The sequence below is a fragment of the Nocardia brasiliensis IFM 10847 genome, assembly GCF_000710915.1.
GTDB lineage: Bacteria > Actinomycetota > Actinomycetes > Mycobacteriales > Mycobacteriaceae > Nocardia > Nocardia brasiliensis_A.
On record NZ_BAUA01000146.1, the window covers coordinates 36,409 to 51,096 of the forward strand.

Below are 14,688 nucleotides of genomic sequence, written 5' to 3' on the forward strand. Positions count from 1 at the left end.
AACCATGTTGTCGCACAAAGTAATCCGGCATGCAACAGTGAATGCGGAGATACTGGTCCGGCCGCGACGTGCCCCCTGACGCGGTAACAGCGGTCGGGCCGAAAGTAGGAACCCCTTCGTCCTGACTTATAGGAAACAGTAATGGATTCCGCGCGACCCCGGCAAGCGTTCCGGTCGGTCTGCGGCTGTGGGACTGGTCACCTGTCTGCGCAGGTCAAAGGGTAAGTGTTACAACAATTTCCAGGTATACCTTTACTGGTCATTTGACCAGTAGTTGGCCGGCATCCGATGAGCTAACGCCGCTCCACCCGGGCGGCCGGCGGCTGCACCGTGGGATGGTCCCGGAAGTAGGCCTCGAAGGCGTCCAGGTCGGTCGGGCCGGGGACGCTGTCGACGCCCTCGGTGAAAACGGCGAACCCGTCGCCACCCGAGGCGAGGAAGCTGTTCGTCGTGATCCGGTACGTCGCAACGGGATTGAGCGGTTGTCCGGCGATCCGCACGCTGTCGGCCGACACCTTCGCACCCTTCGGTGCGGATTCGGTGTAGGCGTAGGTGATACCGGCGGGGGAGAGCACGGCGGGCTTGCTCGCGTTGGTCCACTGCTGTTCGAGCAGTCGCAGCACCTGCGTCCCGGTGAGCGTGAGCGTGACGACCTGGTTACCGAACGGCTGGACGGTGAAGATATCGCCGTAGGTGACCGGGCCCGCCTTGATGTCCGCGCGGACCCCGCCCGGGTTCATGAACGCCGCCACCGCACCCGCCGGTCCGGCGGTGGCCGCGAGCATCGAATCGGCGATGACGTCGCCGAGCGGTGCGGTACCCGACGGCCCGGGATCGTGTGACAGCACCGCGGTGGCCGTGCCGACCACCCGGGCGGTGCGCGGCCGCGCCTGTTCGGCATAGAAGTCGACGAGCGCGGTGGTGGGCCCGTCGGGCGTCACCTCGCGGGTCACTACCCGGTTGACCGCGGATGCCCGCACGCCGTCCGCAGTGAAACGCAGCGTCAGATCGGTGATGAGCCTGCCGTAGGACGCGGCCTGGGTGACCACCTTGCCCTCGATCGTGCACACATAGGACTGATGGCTGTGCGCGGTGAACAACGCCTGCACCGCCGGGTCGATCGCCTTGGCCAGGGCCGTGACGTTCGGGCTGATGTCGGCGCACCCGTTGTAGTCGACCGGCACATCCTTGGGCGGCTGCTGGCTGCCGCCGTCGTGCATGAGCGCGACGATCGTCTCGGCGCCCGCGGACTTCACCTCCGGCACGTAGCGGTTGATCGTCGCGGCCTCGTCGTCGAACCGGTACCCGCGGATGCCCGCGGGCAACACGAGATTGGTGGTGTCCGGGGTGACCGTGCCGATCACGCCGATCTTGTGCCCGCCGACCTCCAGCATGGTCCACGGCCGCAGCGCGGGCGGCAGCTTGCCCTCGGCGTCGGTCACGTTCGCGGCCAGGTACGCGAACTTCGCGCCGGTGAACGGTGCGCCGGGCGAACAGCCGTCCGGCGCGCAGCCGCCCTGCTGGATGCGGGCCAATTCGAGGACACCGCGGTCGAATTCGTGATTGCCGACCGACGAGGCGGCCACCCCGATGGTGTTCATGAAGGTGATGGTCGGTTCGTCGTGGAAGAGACCGGAGACCAGCGGGCTCGCCCCGATGTCGTCACCGGCCGCGACCACCGCGCTCGCGGGATACGCGGCTTTCAGCCGGGCGAGGTGGGTGGCCAGATAGGCGGCCCCGCCCGCGTCGTGCCCGGCGATCTTGCCGGTCGAGCCGGCCGGCGGCTGCAGATTGCCGTGCAGGTCGTTGAGACCGAACAGATGTACTTCGTCGGTCCCGGCCGGGCCGAGATCGTCGGTCGAGATCAGCGGCACCACGCCGGGCGCGGTCGCGGTGACCGGCCCGCTGCCCTGGTCGTTCGCCGTGCCGCACCCGGCGACGAGCGCCGTGCTCACGAGTCCGGCAACGACCACGGCAAAACGACGGCGCGCGTTCATGTTCTGACTGTGCCACGCGGGGTCGGCCGGGGCCACCGTTCGCGCGCGCCGCCGTCGCTGTTCGCTCTGCGATCTCGCCGAGTTCACGGGATATTCCGATTGGGTGGATAGCCAGGAAATGAATACCTCTGTCCCGCTGTGCACACGATCGGAGTGATGGTCACCATGACGAGTTCGATGACACGACGCGATGCGATGAAGTGGTTCGGGGCGGCGGGCGGCGCGCTGGCCGTGGGTGCGGCGATGCCCCTGGCCGCCGCCGCACCCACGGCCGAGCAGATCCGAGTGCTCGCGATCAATATCTGGATGGGCGCCGGCAAGATCCCCAACGGGATCGGTGTGGTGGCTGATCTGATCATCGATACGCGCGCCTCGGTGGTGCTGCTGTCGGAGGCGAACAAGGCGACGAAGGCGATCGCGGCGGCACTGGAGCAGAAGGGCCAGAAGTTCGAAGCGGTCGCCTCGGGCGATACCGGTGTGCTGTCGGCGTTCCCGGTCGAGGAGAGCGCGGATCTGGGCTGGATGGTCAAGGCCCGGTTGAGCGTCGGCGGCAATCGTATCACCGCTTATGCCGCGCACCTCGAATATCGTTGGTATGCCACCTATCTGCCTCGCGGCTACGGAGCCGGCGTGCCCGCACCGGGGGAATACTCCGAATTCGGCTGGAACAAGCTGCCGGGCGGGCCGGTGACCGATCCCGCCGCCGTGCAGCGGGTGAACAACGCCTCCGGGCGCCCCGAAGCGATCGGCGCCTTTCTGGAGGACGCGAAAGCGGAGGCGGCGGCGGGCAGTTCGGTGCTCATGGGCGGCGATTTCAACGAACCGTCCGCATTGGACTGGACGCCCGCGGCGGCGAATCTGTTCGACCACAACGGCGTGGTGCTGCCGTGGGAGAGCACGCGCCGACTACAGCAGGCCGGGTTCGTCGACGCCTACCGCTCCCGCTATCCGGATCCCGTGACGCATCCGGGCTTCACCTGGCCCGCGAGCAATCCCGACGCGCCGGTCTCGCAGCTCACCTGGGCGCCCGAGGCCGACGAACGCGACCGGATCGACTACATCTTCGCCGGACCGGGCGCCGCCCTGCGGCTCACCGACGTGGGCATCGTGGGACCGCGCGGCTCGATCGTGCGCAATGCCCGGCGCGAGGAGAATACCCAGGACAATTTCCTCGCGACGCCGCAGAAATGGGTCACCGACCACAAAGCCGTCCTGGCGGCATATCAGCTCATCTAGAACACGACCGCGCCGTTTCACGACACGGCGCACCGAGGTGTACGGGAGTTTCCCGAGCGACCGGTTGGTGAATGTAATACTGCGTAGCCGAGAAGCAGTCGAAAGTTCACGACCATTTTGGAGGGCTCGGGTCTTTGAAATTCTCACGCACGACCTCGATGATGACCTGTGCGCTCGGTGCCGCGTTGCTGGTGCTCGGACCGGCGGCGCGGGCCGATGCGGTGATCTTCGGCGTGGCGATCGAAGCCGACGAGCACATGTGCGACGGCTCCGACCACGACGGCCGCTGGTATCAGGAGATCGGCGAGTGGCTGGAGCTCTCGCCGTTGATCTTCGACAAACCGGTGCACACCGAAACGCGGCGTGCGCTCTACGGAAATCCGGTATTCGACAAAGACACCCGAAACGCCATGTGCGCGGGGGAAGCGGCCTACAACGAAAAACTCCAGGCCTTGATCACGGAGAGTTACGTGGTCGGAAATCTGCACGAACTGTGTGAGACGAACGAAGGACTGCTGCGTTATATGAAGCGGCGATCCGCGGTGTTCCAGTGGATCACCGTGAACGACTGGAACGCGCCGAAACCGCCGGCGCCGACCTGCCTGGCCTGAACCGCCTCAGCGCAGCAGTTCGGTCACCGCGTCGGCCATGCTGGCGCGGAAGGCGGTGGGGGAGAAGGTTTCCGCGTGCGCGCGGATGGCCTCGGTCCGGTAATCGGCGGGGGTGCAGCCGCGCATCGCCGCGGCCAGGTTGTCGACGACGGTCTCGTCGGCGCCGTGCGCGACGTGCTCGCCGGTCACGCCCGGCCGGACCGTGTCCAGCGCGCCGCCGCGATCGACGGCGAGCACCGGGGCGCCGCAGGCCATCGCCTCCACCGGGACGATGCCGAAATCCTCGACGCCCGGCATGAGCAGCGCGCGACAGCGGCGGTAGGTGTCGACGAGGACGTCGTGGGAGGTCGCGCCGAGGAAGGTGGTCTCCGGTCCGGCCAAGGATTCCAGCTGCGCGCGGAAGCGGCCGTCGCCGAGCACGACCAGCTTGCGGCCGGCGCGCTGCGCGGCCCGAATGGCCAGATCCGGCCGTTTGTACGGCACCAGTCGGCCCGCGAACAGGAAGAAGTCCTCTCGCGCTACCGCGGTATCGGGCGTGAAGCTGTCGACCCGCACCGGCGGATAGACGACCGTGGCAGGCAGCCCCCACCAGTCGTGCACCCGCGCGGCGACGGCGCGGGAATTGGCGACGATCCTGGACAGCCGAGGCGCGGCCCGCAATTCGGCGCGGCGGGCCAGCCCGCCGAGCGCGGACAGGGCGAGCCGGCCCGCGGGCCCGCCCGCCTCCTGCGCGCGGAAGTCCTTGTCCCACGCCCAGCGTGCCGGGCTGTGCACATAGGCGAGGACCGGTACGTCGGCGGCGAACGCGGCCTGGGTGGCGAACGCGTGATGGCTGATGACGACGGCGTCGAAGCGGTGCGCGAGGGGCAGGCGGCGCAGCGCGCGCGGCGCGAAGGGCAGCAGCGGAGCGTGCGAACGGCGGCCGGTGACGGCATACGCGCGACTGAGCCAGGTATCGTGCACCGAGGTCAACGGCGCCCGCACGCCCGCCGGATCGACGATCGGCGCGAAAACCTCCGTGCGCTCCCAGGTTTCGGCCAGTTCGCCGACCACGGCCTCGGAACCGCCGAACTCGGTGAAGCGTTCGTGCACCACCGCGACGCGCGGGCCGCTCATCCGTTCGGCCAGGGGAAGCGCGGTGCGGCAAGGGCTTTGAGCGTCACCGCCGCGGCGTGCGGTGCGTGCTTGGCCGCACGGACTGCCGGGCTGCCATGACTGCAAGTTTGCATGCTGTGCCATTCCGGCGGGTGTTTCGGCGCTCGAATCGCCTTGTTCGGCTGCATCATTCGTCGTCCCGTCGAATTCGGCGCGGCGCGGCGTGCCGGCGGATGGCCGGCGCGACCGGGCGGCCGACGAGCAGGCCGTCCACACTGCCCTGGTCGATGGCCTTGCGGTACACCGCGGCCGCTTCGCGGCAGGCCGCGACGGTCTCGTCGATATCGCCGTCGGTGTGCGCGGCGGAGGTGACGAACGACTGCCCGAGCACACCCCGTTGCAGCAGCTCTTGCAGGAACAGGGTGCGGAACTCCTGCGAGGGGCGCCCGTTCGGGTCGCGAGTGACGAAGATGAGACACGAGGGGCGGCCGAGTACCTGGAGGTAGTCGGCGATGCCGAGATCCGCGGCGATCAGGTTGACTCCGTCGGCGAGACGTCGACCGGCCCGCTCCATGCGCGTGATGGGATCGCCGGTGCGGTACTCCCGCACCACCGCACGAAAGGCGGCCAGCGACGCCGATTCCGGGCCGTGCGTGGTGGACAGCAGGAAGACCCGATCGTCGTCGGTGCGCAGCCCGCCGAGTTCCATGTACTCGCGCTTACCGGCCAGCGCGGAGAGCGGGAATCCGTTGCCCATCGCCTTGCCCCAGCAGGACAGGTCCGGCCGCACGCCGTAGACCGCTTGCGCGCCCCCAGCCGACCAGCGGAAGCCGGTGATCATCTCGTCGAAGACGAGGAGCGTGCCGTGCCGGTCGCAGAGGGCGCGAACGCCTGCCAGGAAGCCGGGCGCGGGCTCGGCGAGCGCGGTGGCCGCCTCCATGATCACCGCGGCGACCCGTCCCGAATCGAGCACCGCCGCCAGCGAATCGAGATCGTTGTAGCGGAAACGCAGGGTGTCGGCGGCCAACTCGCCGGGGATGCCGCTGCGCATCGCGGTGGTGCCGATGAACCAGTCGTCGACCGAGAAGAACGGCTGATCGCAGACGGCCAGCGCGGTCCGGCCGGTGGCGGCACGGGCGAGACGCACCGCGGCGGTGGTCGCGTCGGAGCCGTTCTTGGCGAACTTCACCATGTCGGCGCCGGGCACGAGGGCGAGGAAGTCCTGTGCGGCCAGCAGTTCCAGTTCGGTCGGCCTGCTGAAGCTGACCCCGTCGGCGATCGCGGCGCGCACGGCGTCGAGCACCGGTGCGAATCCGTGCCCGAGGGTGACCGAGCGCAATCCCATGCCGTATTCGACGTAGCAGTTGCCGTCGGCGTCCCACACCCGGCAGCCGTTGCCGCGCACCAGCACCGGGGCCATCTGTTCGGGATACTGGTCCGCGCCCCTGGCGTAGGTGTGCGCGCCACCTGGGACGAGTTCGTGCAACCGCGCCTGGAGTTCGTTGCTGCGGGCGAACCGGCCGTGCGGCGTCGCCGGCTGCTCGGGATCGGACGCCATGATGATCTCCCCGCGGTTCGGCACACTCACCCGTGCGAATCCTCCGGTGCGCGACGGGTTCTGCGCCTCACTGTACGTCCGGCCCGCCGGGCTTGTCCGCGCAACGACGGCAGTGCCGCGCATGCCACAAAGCGGCCGGTCGGTGTGTCCGAACGGGCCTCAGCCGAACCGGTCGGCGCGACTCATCCGAGCCCGCAGACCATCGGTCAGGCCGAGGCGGGCACCGATATCGGTGAGGCTCATACCCTGATCGTGGGCGTCCTCGATCGCGGTCTGGCGGATGCCGGAGAGCTCGGCGATCCGCAGTTGGTAGTGCGTGATGAGGCTCGCGGCGAGCTGTGCGCGCCGGATCGGATGGGCCACGGCCCTGATCTCGTCGACATCGTCCTCCACCTGTTCGGCGACGCGGTGGGCGGCGCCGTCGCCGACGAAGGTGCCGCGCCGCGCGACGGTGTGCACGAGGCGCTGGTCGCGCAACAGCTCGAGCGCCCGGCGGACGGCAGCGCGGGAAACGCCGTGCCGCGCGGCCAATTCGGCCTGGCTCGGTAGCCGGGCGCCCGCGGCGAGGGCACCCTCGCGGATCTGCCGTGCGTACTCGGCCGCGACGGCGACGTGGGCCGGTTCGGCCATCGGGTCGATCCCTTCATCAGCGGTGCGTCGCCTTCGAGGGTAGGCGCGCGAGCCGGTCTAGCGGAGATCGAAAGAGGGAACAGGCGTTGCCGAATGCCGCGCTCACTGTTTCCCGGAACTTCGGGGTGACGGATCGGTGGACAGAGACGGTGCCGAGGTGTGTTCGGGTGGACTGGGTGTGGTGATCGCCCACAGATCGTGATCGGCGCGGCGGCCGGTGGCGTCGACCGAATCGCGCATCTGCCCTTCGTGTGCCATGCCTACCTGGGCGGCGATCGCGGCGGCGACTTGATCGCCCGGCGCGATGGTGGTCGCGACGCGGCACAGCCCGAGCGGTCCGAAAGCGAGCGTCAGCAACCCCCTGGTGGCCGCGACGCGGACGTGCTCGGCGTGCGCGGGATCGGCCCAGACGAACATGCGGGCGTTGCGATCGAACATGTCCCGATCGAACAACCGGGCCTCGCCGGCATACTCGCCGTCCACCTCGATCGCGAGGACCAGGCCACCCGCCGAGCGGAGCCCTGCTCGGGTGCGCAGGTACTGCCGTACCCATTGCCACCAGGAGTGCTGTGCGGCCCAGATGGGCTCGGGTCCCGACGCGTCCGGATCCAGCTCGGTCCGGCAGCGCGACCGCGCGGCCCGCCAGCGCCGCCAGTCGGTGGGCTTGCGGGTCCGGAGGACGACTTCCGGATGGTCCGGGTCGGCGAGCCGGATCGGCGGCGGTGTGCCGAGCGGATCGAACAGGTGCACCGCGCGCCCCACATAGAAGCGTGCGCCCGCGATCACCATGGCGAGCTTGGGCAGGCCGGGCGGCACCGGATCGGCGGGTGCGGGCAGCGGCGCGGCGCCTGGCGCGTCGTGGCGCGCGAGCCAGTGCCCGGTGAACCCGTCCGGCGGGCGATCGCCCGCCGTGACCGCCCAGAGTTCGTGATCGCGGCGCGCCCCGCCCACGTCGAAGTACCTGCCCATCAACGCTTCCCGGCGGAAGCCGACCCCGGCCGCGCCGTGGGCGGCGGCGACGTTGGCGGGTGAGATCGGCGCGGTGATCCGCTGCAGCCCGAGCCGGGTGAAGCCGTGGTCCAGCAGCATGGCCGCCGCCAGCCCGCCGATGCCGTGCCGGGCCACCGTGGCGTCGACCCAGATGCCCATTTCCGCGGCGCCGGTCGCGGCGTCGATCGTGCCGAGCTCGATCTGTCCCGCGAACCGGCCGTCGACCTCGATCACGGTGGCCAGCCGACGACCCGTCCTCGCCTCCGCGCGGATCATGAGACATTCACGCACCCAATGGGTTCCGCAGTGTCGTGCGTCCCAGTCCAGCGCCGAGCTGTACCAGAACGGCTCGATGTGCCGCCGGTCGCGCAGCCGGATGTGGCGCCAGTACGGGTAGTCGGCGAGCCGGGGCGGGCGCAGCACGACCGTGCTGCCGCGCAACGACACCGGCCCGAGTCTGCTGCGCGCCAACGATTTCGGTCGGGTCATGGCGGCTACTCGCGCGGCCGCTGTTTACCCAGGGACATGGTCTTCAAGGTGCCCTCGGTGGAGATGGACACCCGCCAGTATGTCCCGGACGCGTCTTTGAGCACGAGACCTCCTTCGCTGTGCTCGGAGAGCCAAGTTCCGCTCCCCAGGACGGCCGCGCGTACGGAGCCGTCGGCGGACTGCGTTTGGAATACGTCGGCATCGCTGCGCCCCGCCTTGATCACGACCGTGCCGGTGAAGGCCGGGGTGTGCATGCTGGTGCGCCCCAGCACATGCCAGCGATCGGGGAACACCGCCGGGTTGAGATCGTCCGCGGCGGTGGAGATCAGGTTCACCGCGGTGCCCTCGGGGCAGCCTGCCGGATCGATCCGCAGCTCGGTCGGCGGTCGGTCCAGGTCCTTGTCGAACTGCACGTTGGCGAGATACGGCTGGCGGCAATAGATCAGGTCCAGCCCGACGCTGCGCGCCGCCACCTTGCAGTTGATCATGCCGAACTGCGCGGGACCGCCCCGGTCGGCGTGCCCGATGGACAGCGCGACCTCGGCGCCCTCGAACCAGACATTGGTCAGCCACCAGTCGTTGGCCGCGCCGTCGACGAGGATGTGGCGATCGGTGGTGTGCGGATCGGCGTCGGACACGAATTCGACGTTGGTGAGCGCCAATCCGGCGTTGTGATCGTTGCCGGTGCCGAGCACGCCGACGTAGTTGCTGGTGAGTTTGGACGAGGTGACGTAGTTCTGGATGCAGGACGTGACGATGCCGTAGCCGAAATTGTTGATGTCGCAGTTGACGAACGAGGTGCCGCCGGTGTTGCCCTCCAGCACCACACCGCGCTGGGCCAGGTAGCGCGGATGGTTGTCGCTGAGGTGATTGCCGCGAATCACCACCGAGTCGAACGAGCACCGAAAGCATTCCGACAGCACGATCCCGGTCGCCTTGGGCCCGGCCAGGTAGAAGCCGATCCGGGCGAACCGCACCCGGTTGCGCTGATGTAGGTGAATGAGCGTCGTATCGGTCTCGCAGCTGATCACCGTCACGTCGGCGCCGTCACCGAGAACCGTGGCGTAGTCGTTCAATTCGGGCCACGCCGTCACTCGGTAGTGGCCGGCGGGTAGATACATGACGAGCGGTTTGTCCGTGACGGCGGCCGCCGCCGCGATGGCGGCCGTATCGTCTGCGAGACCGTCACCGACGGCGCCGAAGTCGCGGACGTTGCGCGCCGCGGGTGCGTCGGTGACGTGCGGCGAACGGAATTCGATCGTGGGTGGCCCCACCTCGGGTGTGCTGCCGCAGGCGGCCAGTACCGGCACCGCACCGACCGCCCCGAATGCGGCCGCCAACATACCCCGCCGACCGACTGCCTCTTTGCTCATGACCCTGCCTCGCCAACGCTGGGATCCGTCATGCGCCCGTTCATAGCCGCAGCCTGTCGCCGAGCCGCTGCAGCCGGTTGCCCGGCTTGCTGTACGCTACCGCGCCGGTCAGCTTGTTGTCGCCGAAAGTCGCCAGCGCACCGCGCAATTGCGGCGCGGTGGTGCTGCCGAGCGGGACGACGGCGATGGTCCGCCCGCAGAGCGGTGCGACCGCGATGGCGTCCGCGGCCCGGGTCACCGGTGCGGTCTGCACGATGAGGTGGTCGTATTCGGTGCGCAGCTTCGCGACGACCGAGACGAACCGATCCGAGGCGAGCAGGTCGGGGGTCTGCGCGTCGGCCGCGCCCAGCGGCAGCACCGTGACCTCGGTGTCCGGCAGTGCGGTGAGCGCGTCGGACACCGGGGTGCCGTCGCGCAGCACCTCGGCCAGCCCGAGCTTCGCTTCCGGGACGGTGCCGGAGCTGCCGTCGCCGGAGGTGTCCGCGTCGATCAGTAGCACGCCGGCGCCGGTGTCGGCCAGTGATTTCGCGAGGGCCGCCGCCACTTCCGGCTCCGACCGGGACGACAGGCTGGTGAACTGCACACTCCCGGAATCGTTTTCGCGCAGCAGCCGGGTGCGCAGCCGCCGGGTCTCGTCGGGCGCGCCCGGTCGGCCTGCATCGATGATCCCCAGGATCGGTACGGGTAGCAGCGCTTCGAGATCGTTGGATGTGCGCAGGGTGCGATCGGTGCGGTCCCGGACGAACGCACCCGCGCAGCCGAGCGCGAGCCCGGCGAGCACGCCCAGTATCAGAAGGCGTTTCGTCTGCGGTCCGCTCGGCGCGGTCGGCAGTTCGGCGCGGTCGACCACCGCGACCCGCGCCGCCGGCGCCGCGTCCCGCTCGATCGTCTCCAATTCGTCGACGAGTCTGCGGAATTGGGCCACCACCGAATTGGCCAGATCGCGCGCGCCCGCCGCGGTGCCGGACTCGACGGTGATGACCAGGTTGGTGGTCGCGGGCGGGGAGAACGCCTTGATCTTGCTCTGCACCTCGCCGACCGACATCTGCAGTCCGAGGTCGTCGATGACCCGCTTGGCGACGGTCGCGCTGGTGGCCAGGTCCAGGTACGAGCGGACGCGCTGCTGCGCGGCCAGGCCGCCCTGGTACGAGTCGTTGACCGAGGTACCGGTCGCCATCGACACGTACATGCTGCTGGCGGCGAGGTAGGTGGTCGGCAGCGTGCTCGCGTAGGCGCCCGCCGCCGCTAGGCACACCATCACCGCCGCGACGATGATGACCCAGCGGCGGCGCACGATGTGCCAATAGTCGATCAATCCCATGGGGTGGACGCTTTCTCGGTAAGAGGGACAGCCCCGACAAGGTCTGGTTCCGCGCGGCGCGCAACCGGTGCGGCTCGGCGCCGGTACGCACGTACCAGCAGCGAGATGAGCCACGCGAGCACGGCCGCCTGGAGAAATTTGCCGAGATTCTCCATGCTGCCGAGGATTCCGCGCTCGAACAGCGCGGAGGCGCCGGTCATGGCCAGCCCGAGGACCACGATCGGAAAGAAGCGGGAGTGCAGCGCTGCGGCCCAGGCGAGCAGCAGCGCGAAGGTGAACACCGCGCAGACGAGCACCCCGGCGTAGCCGCCGAGCACGTACCCCTCGTTGAGATTGCCTTCGGCCAGCGACACCGACACCTTGGTCATGTCGACCGAAGCGCCGCGTACGTCCTGCGCCCATGCCGTGCCGGACTGGAACTTCTGGCTGCCGAGCAATTGACCCGGGATCAAGCTCGTGGCGGCGTGGCGCAGTGCCTCGGTGGGGGTGAGCCACAGACCGGGGCCGTGAAAGTAGGCGTCGGTGGCCGCTTCCAGCAGGTCGAACCGGCGCAGGATGCTGAGGAACGGCTGGACCAGCGGCGGGTAGCCCGAATCGATCACCGCCGCTTCGGCTTTGGCCACCTCGGTCTGTTTCAACGACTGCAACCAGCCGAACCCGCCGATGCCCAGCACGCCGATGGCCGCGACGGAGCACGCCTTGGTCTTGGTCCAGCCGAGGATGGCGAAGCGGATCGCGATGGCCAGTGCCGCACCGATGATCGGCGTTTTCGATTCGACGACCGCGGTCCAGGCGAGTTCTCCGAGCAGCAGGCCGCCGATGATCAGCGCGGTGGTCTTCGGCTGTGCCGGTCGAATGAAGATGATCAGTCCGAGCGCGGCGATGGTGGCGAGAATCGCGACGAAGGACAGGATCGGATCGGCGCTGTCGACATCGCCTGCGCCGCCGATGGATCCGGTGGCGACCGAGGCGGCCCGGCCGCACAGTCCGACGCCGTACATGGCGGCGAGGGTCGGCACGAAGTCCGGGTCCCGGGTCAGCGCCGGCTGCGGCGGCGGTGGCTGCTGGCGGGCCCACAGCGCATAGGCGACAACGAGTCCCGCGTAGATCCAGAGGCCGAACACGACGTGCTCGAGCACCAATGCGATGCCCCGGTCGTACCCGAATTCGGCCAGGCGGGGATCGGGCACGTTGTCGCCGTAGTGCGGCTCGGGCTGCACATGCAGCAGCACCAGCGGCCGCCCAAGGTAGGACAGCGACCAGAACGCCGCCTGCGCGATCAGGAAGACCCGCGCCACCCCGGGGATCGCCGTGGCCGCGACTACGATCGTCAACAGGGCGAGGGCGATCAGCAGCACTTCGGTGGTGGCCGTCACGACGGCGCCGGTTCACGCGATCGCATCGATGATCTCCCTGGCCCGGTCGACGTAGCGATGGTGACCGTCGACGATTCGCCGGTATCCCGCCGCGGCGACCGCGGCGGCCTTGTCGGGATGAGCCGCGCACCAGTCGAGGATCTCGCGCAGTTCGCCGGTGTCGGAGAACAGGAAGCATTCGCTGGTGTCGGTGAGCAGCTGCGCGTGTTCGTCGGTGCGTTCGCCGACGAAGAGCCCACCGGCCGCGGGGACTTCGAACGAGCGGCAGGTGTGGGTGTCCCGGTTGTCGGAGTTCAGCAGGACCAGGTTGGCGGTGATGCTCGCGACGACCTCGGAGTACCGCTGGCCGTACACGGCGCCGCCGACCACCGCGCCGGTGGTGTGTAACTCGGGCACCCGTCGCCAGCCTGGTCCCCGCACCAACATCCGGGCACCGTACGTACGGGCGAGTGCGACCAGGTCGGCGCGGCGGTCAGGGCGGCACACCCCGATGAAACCGACGAGGAACTGCCGGGTGCCCCGCCGCGCGGTGGGGTGATGCCAGGCCGGGTCGTAGGCGCTGCGCACGAAGACGACGCCGCGGGCGCCACGCTTGCGCAGCTCCGCCACATTATGCCGCTTCGTGGTGAGCACATGATCCCACTCGTGTTCGTGCGCAAGGTATTCCGGACTGATGTTCGCCGGGTTCGCGACGTCGTCCGGGCTGTAGTGCACGTGCACGGGCGCCGGCACGTCGAGCAGCCTGCGCTGGTCGAGATGGACGCCCTTGAAGACGAAGACCAGATCCGGGCGCAGCGCCGCGGCGGCGCGGTCGATCTCGTCGTGCAGCGCGGCGAGATCCCACGGCGCGCGGCGGTGATTCAGCTTGGCGTAGATCCACGGCGGAGAAAGCCTGCGCGGCAACGTGACCCGGGTGGTGTCGAGGACGACGACATCGTGCCCGGCCTGCCGGAAGCCGTCCGCGAGCGAGCGGGCGTTGCTGCCGACCCAGTCGTCGCCGAGGTAGAGAATTCTCATGATCCGCCCTCCTCCCGCATCAGCACAATCGCGGGACCGGCGGCGGTCGTTACCCGCTCGCGGCGGATGAGCGTCCGGATGCGCAGCAGATACCAGGCGGCGACGGTGAATTCGACGACGACGGTGCCGTAGACCAGCGTCCACACCGAGTGGGTGCGGAACGCGATGGCGAGTGCGGTGGCCGCCACGGCGGTGCCGAGCACCGCCCCGATCAGCACACCGGTGGTGTCCTGGCGCACCGGCAGGACGGCCGTGGTGACGAACGAGGTGATCGCGGTGGCCGGGAGCACGAAGGTCTCCACCCGCAACAGTCCGATGGCGGCCGTGAAATCCTTACCGAACACCAGATGGATCAACGTCGGCGCGGCCAGCCACACCGCGGCGGCGGCCACGGTCGCGGTGCAGACGCAGGCGAGCAGCGCCTGCATGGCATGGCGCCAGAAGTTGTTGTCGGCGCTCTTGCGCGCCATGCGGGGTAGCAGCGCGAAACCGATGGGATCCAGGGTGGATTGGATCGCACGGACCAGTCGGTCCCCGGCGGAGTAGAGGCCGAGCGACACCGCGTCGAGCACCGCCGAATACACCGCCGCCGCGCCCTGCCCGTACGACGTGACCAGTAGCCGAGAGGTGAAAACCGGTGCGCCGGTGCGTAACACGGTGCGGATGCCGCGGGGGCGGGCCGGACGCCCGAAGGTACGCAACGAATCCCACCAGGTCAGCGCGACGGTCGGCACAGACGATACGAGCAGGCACAGCAGCGCGACCTGTGCGCTCGGTATCCGGGGCAGCACGGCGACGAGCAGCACGAGATATCCGATGCGGCCGACCGCCTGATAAGCGGTCGAAGCGCCGAAGCGGCCCTGACCGATCAGCAGCCAGTCCTCCGAGACCGACCAGAAGCCGCCGGCGAACAAGCCGAGCAGGATCATCTCCAGATGTTCCGGCGCACCCACGGCATAGCTGAGCAACAGCGCGGCACCGAGCACGCCGAGCGT

General features: G+C 69.3%; 12 protein-coding genes. 2 read left to right on the top strand and 10 right to left on the bottom strand.

The genetic code is table 11. From position 1 onward, the window contains the following. Nucleotides 1–293 precede the first annotated feature (293 nt). On the bottom strand, nt 294–1,997 hold the full coding sequence (locus tag NBRGI_RS27930) for a bifunctional metallophosphatase/5'-nucleotidase (RefSeq protein WP_029900183.1): 1,704 nt from the start codon (nt 1,995–1,997) through the stop codon (nt 294–296). Nucleotides 1,998–2,174: 177 nt separating this feature from the next. Between NBRGI_RS27930 and NBRGI_RS27935 the strand changes: the two genes are divergently transcribed. Together NBRGI_RS27935 and NBRGI_RS27940 are read left to right on the top strand one after the other, a co-directional pair. After that, nucleotides 2,175–3,233: an endonuclease/exonuclease/phosphatase family protein gene (locus NBRGI_RS27935; RefSeq protein WP_235211130.1), complete on the top strand. Its 1,059-nt coding sequence runs from the start codon at nt 2,175–2,177 to the stop codon at nt 3,231–3,233. 134 nt (nt 3,234–3,367) lie between these two features. After that, nucleotides 3,368–3,844 (top strand): hypothetical protein, encoded by a 477-nt coding sequence (locus tag NBRGI_RS27940; protein WP_029900185.1) that lies wholly within the window; start codon nt 3,368–3,370, stop codon nt 3,842–3,844. Between the two features lie 6 nt (nt 3,845–3,850). Here NBRGI_RS27940 and NBRGI_RS27945 read toward each other — a convergent pair whose 3' ends face one another. From NBRGI_RS27945 to NBRGI_RS27985, 9 genes are all read right to left on the bottom strand, one after another. After that, a complete protein-coding gene (locus NBRGI_RS27945; protein WP_029900186.1) occupies nt 3,851–4,960 on the bottom strand; it encodes a glycosyltransferase in 1,110 nt (369 codons plus the stop codon). Between the two features lie 166 nt (nt 4,961–5,126). Further along, complete coding sequence (locus NBRGI_RS27950) at nt 5,127–6,497, bottom strand: glutamate-1-semialdehyde 2,1-aminomutase (protein ID WP_029900187.1); 1,371 nt, start codon at nt 6,495–6,497, stop codon at nt 5,127–5,129. A 159-nt stretch (nt 6,498–6,656) separates the two neighbouring features. Then, nucleotides 6,657–7,127 (bottom strand): winged helix-turn-helix domain-containing protein, encoded by a 471-nt coding sequence (locus NBRGI_RS45490; RefSeq protein WP_051728078.1) that lies wholly within the window; start codon nt 7,125–7,127, stop codon nt 6,657–6,659. A gap of 102 nt (nt 7,128–7,229) precedes the next feature. Continuing rightward, on the bottom strand, nt 7,230–8,606 hold the full coding sequence (locus NBRGI_RS45495; RefSeq protein WP_081878261.1) for a GNAT family N-acetyltransferase: 1,377 nt from the start codon (nt 8,604–8,606) through the stop codon (nt 7,230–7,232). A gap of 5 nt (nt 8,607–8,611) precedes the next feature. Further along, nucleotides 8,612–9,979, bottom strand: coding sequence for a glycosyl hydrolase family 28-related protein (locus NBRGI_RS27965; RefSeq protein ID WP_029900190.1), 1,368 nt, complete (start codon nt 9,977–9,979; stop codon nt 8,612–8,614). A 40-nt stretch (nt 9,980–10,019) separates the two neighbouring features. Then, nucleotides 10,020–11,300 carry a Wzz/FepE/Etk N-terminal domain-containing protein gene (locus NBRGI_RS27970; RefSeq protein WP_029900191.1) on the bottom strand — a complete coding sequence of 427 codons (1,281 nt, stop codon included), beginning with the start codon at nt 11,298–11,300 and terminating at the stop codon, nt 10,020–10,022. Next, nucleotides 11,291–12,676, bottom strand: coding sequence for a hypothetical protein (locus tag NBRGI_RS27975; protein WP_029900192.1), 1,386 nt, complete (start codon nt 12,674–12,676; stop codon nt 11,291–11,293). The genes NBRGI_RS27970 and NBRGI_RS27975 overlap by 10 nt, the downstream gene beginning before the upstream one ends. 12 nt (nt 12,677–12,688) lie before the next feature. After that, the gene (locus tag NBRGI_RS27980; protein WP_029900193.1) at nt 12,689–13,693 is read right to left on the bottom strand and encodes a CgeB family protein; all 1,005 of its coding nucleotides are present in this window, start codon (nt 13,691–13,693) and stop codon (nt 12,689–12,691) included. After that, nucleotides 13,690–14,688 (bottom strand): lipopolysaccharide biosynthesis protein (locus tag NBRGI_RS27985; RefSeq protein ID WP_036561216.1); only part of this gene is annotated, 999 nt, incomplete at its 5' end. The genes NBRGI_RS27985 and NBRGI_RS27980, both read right to left, overlap by 4 nt.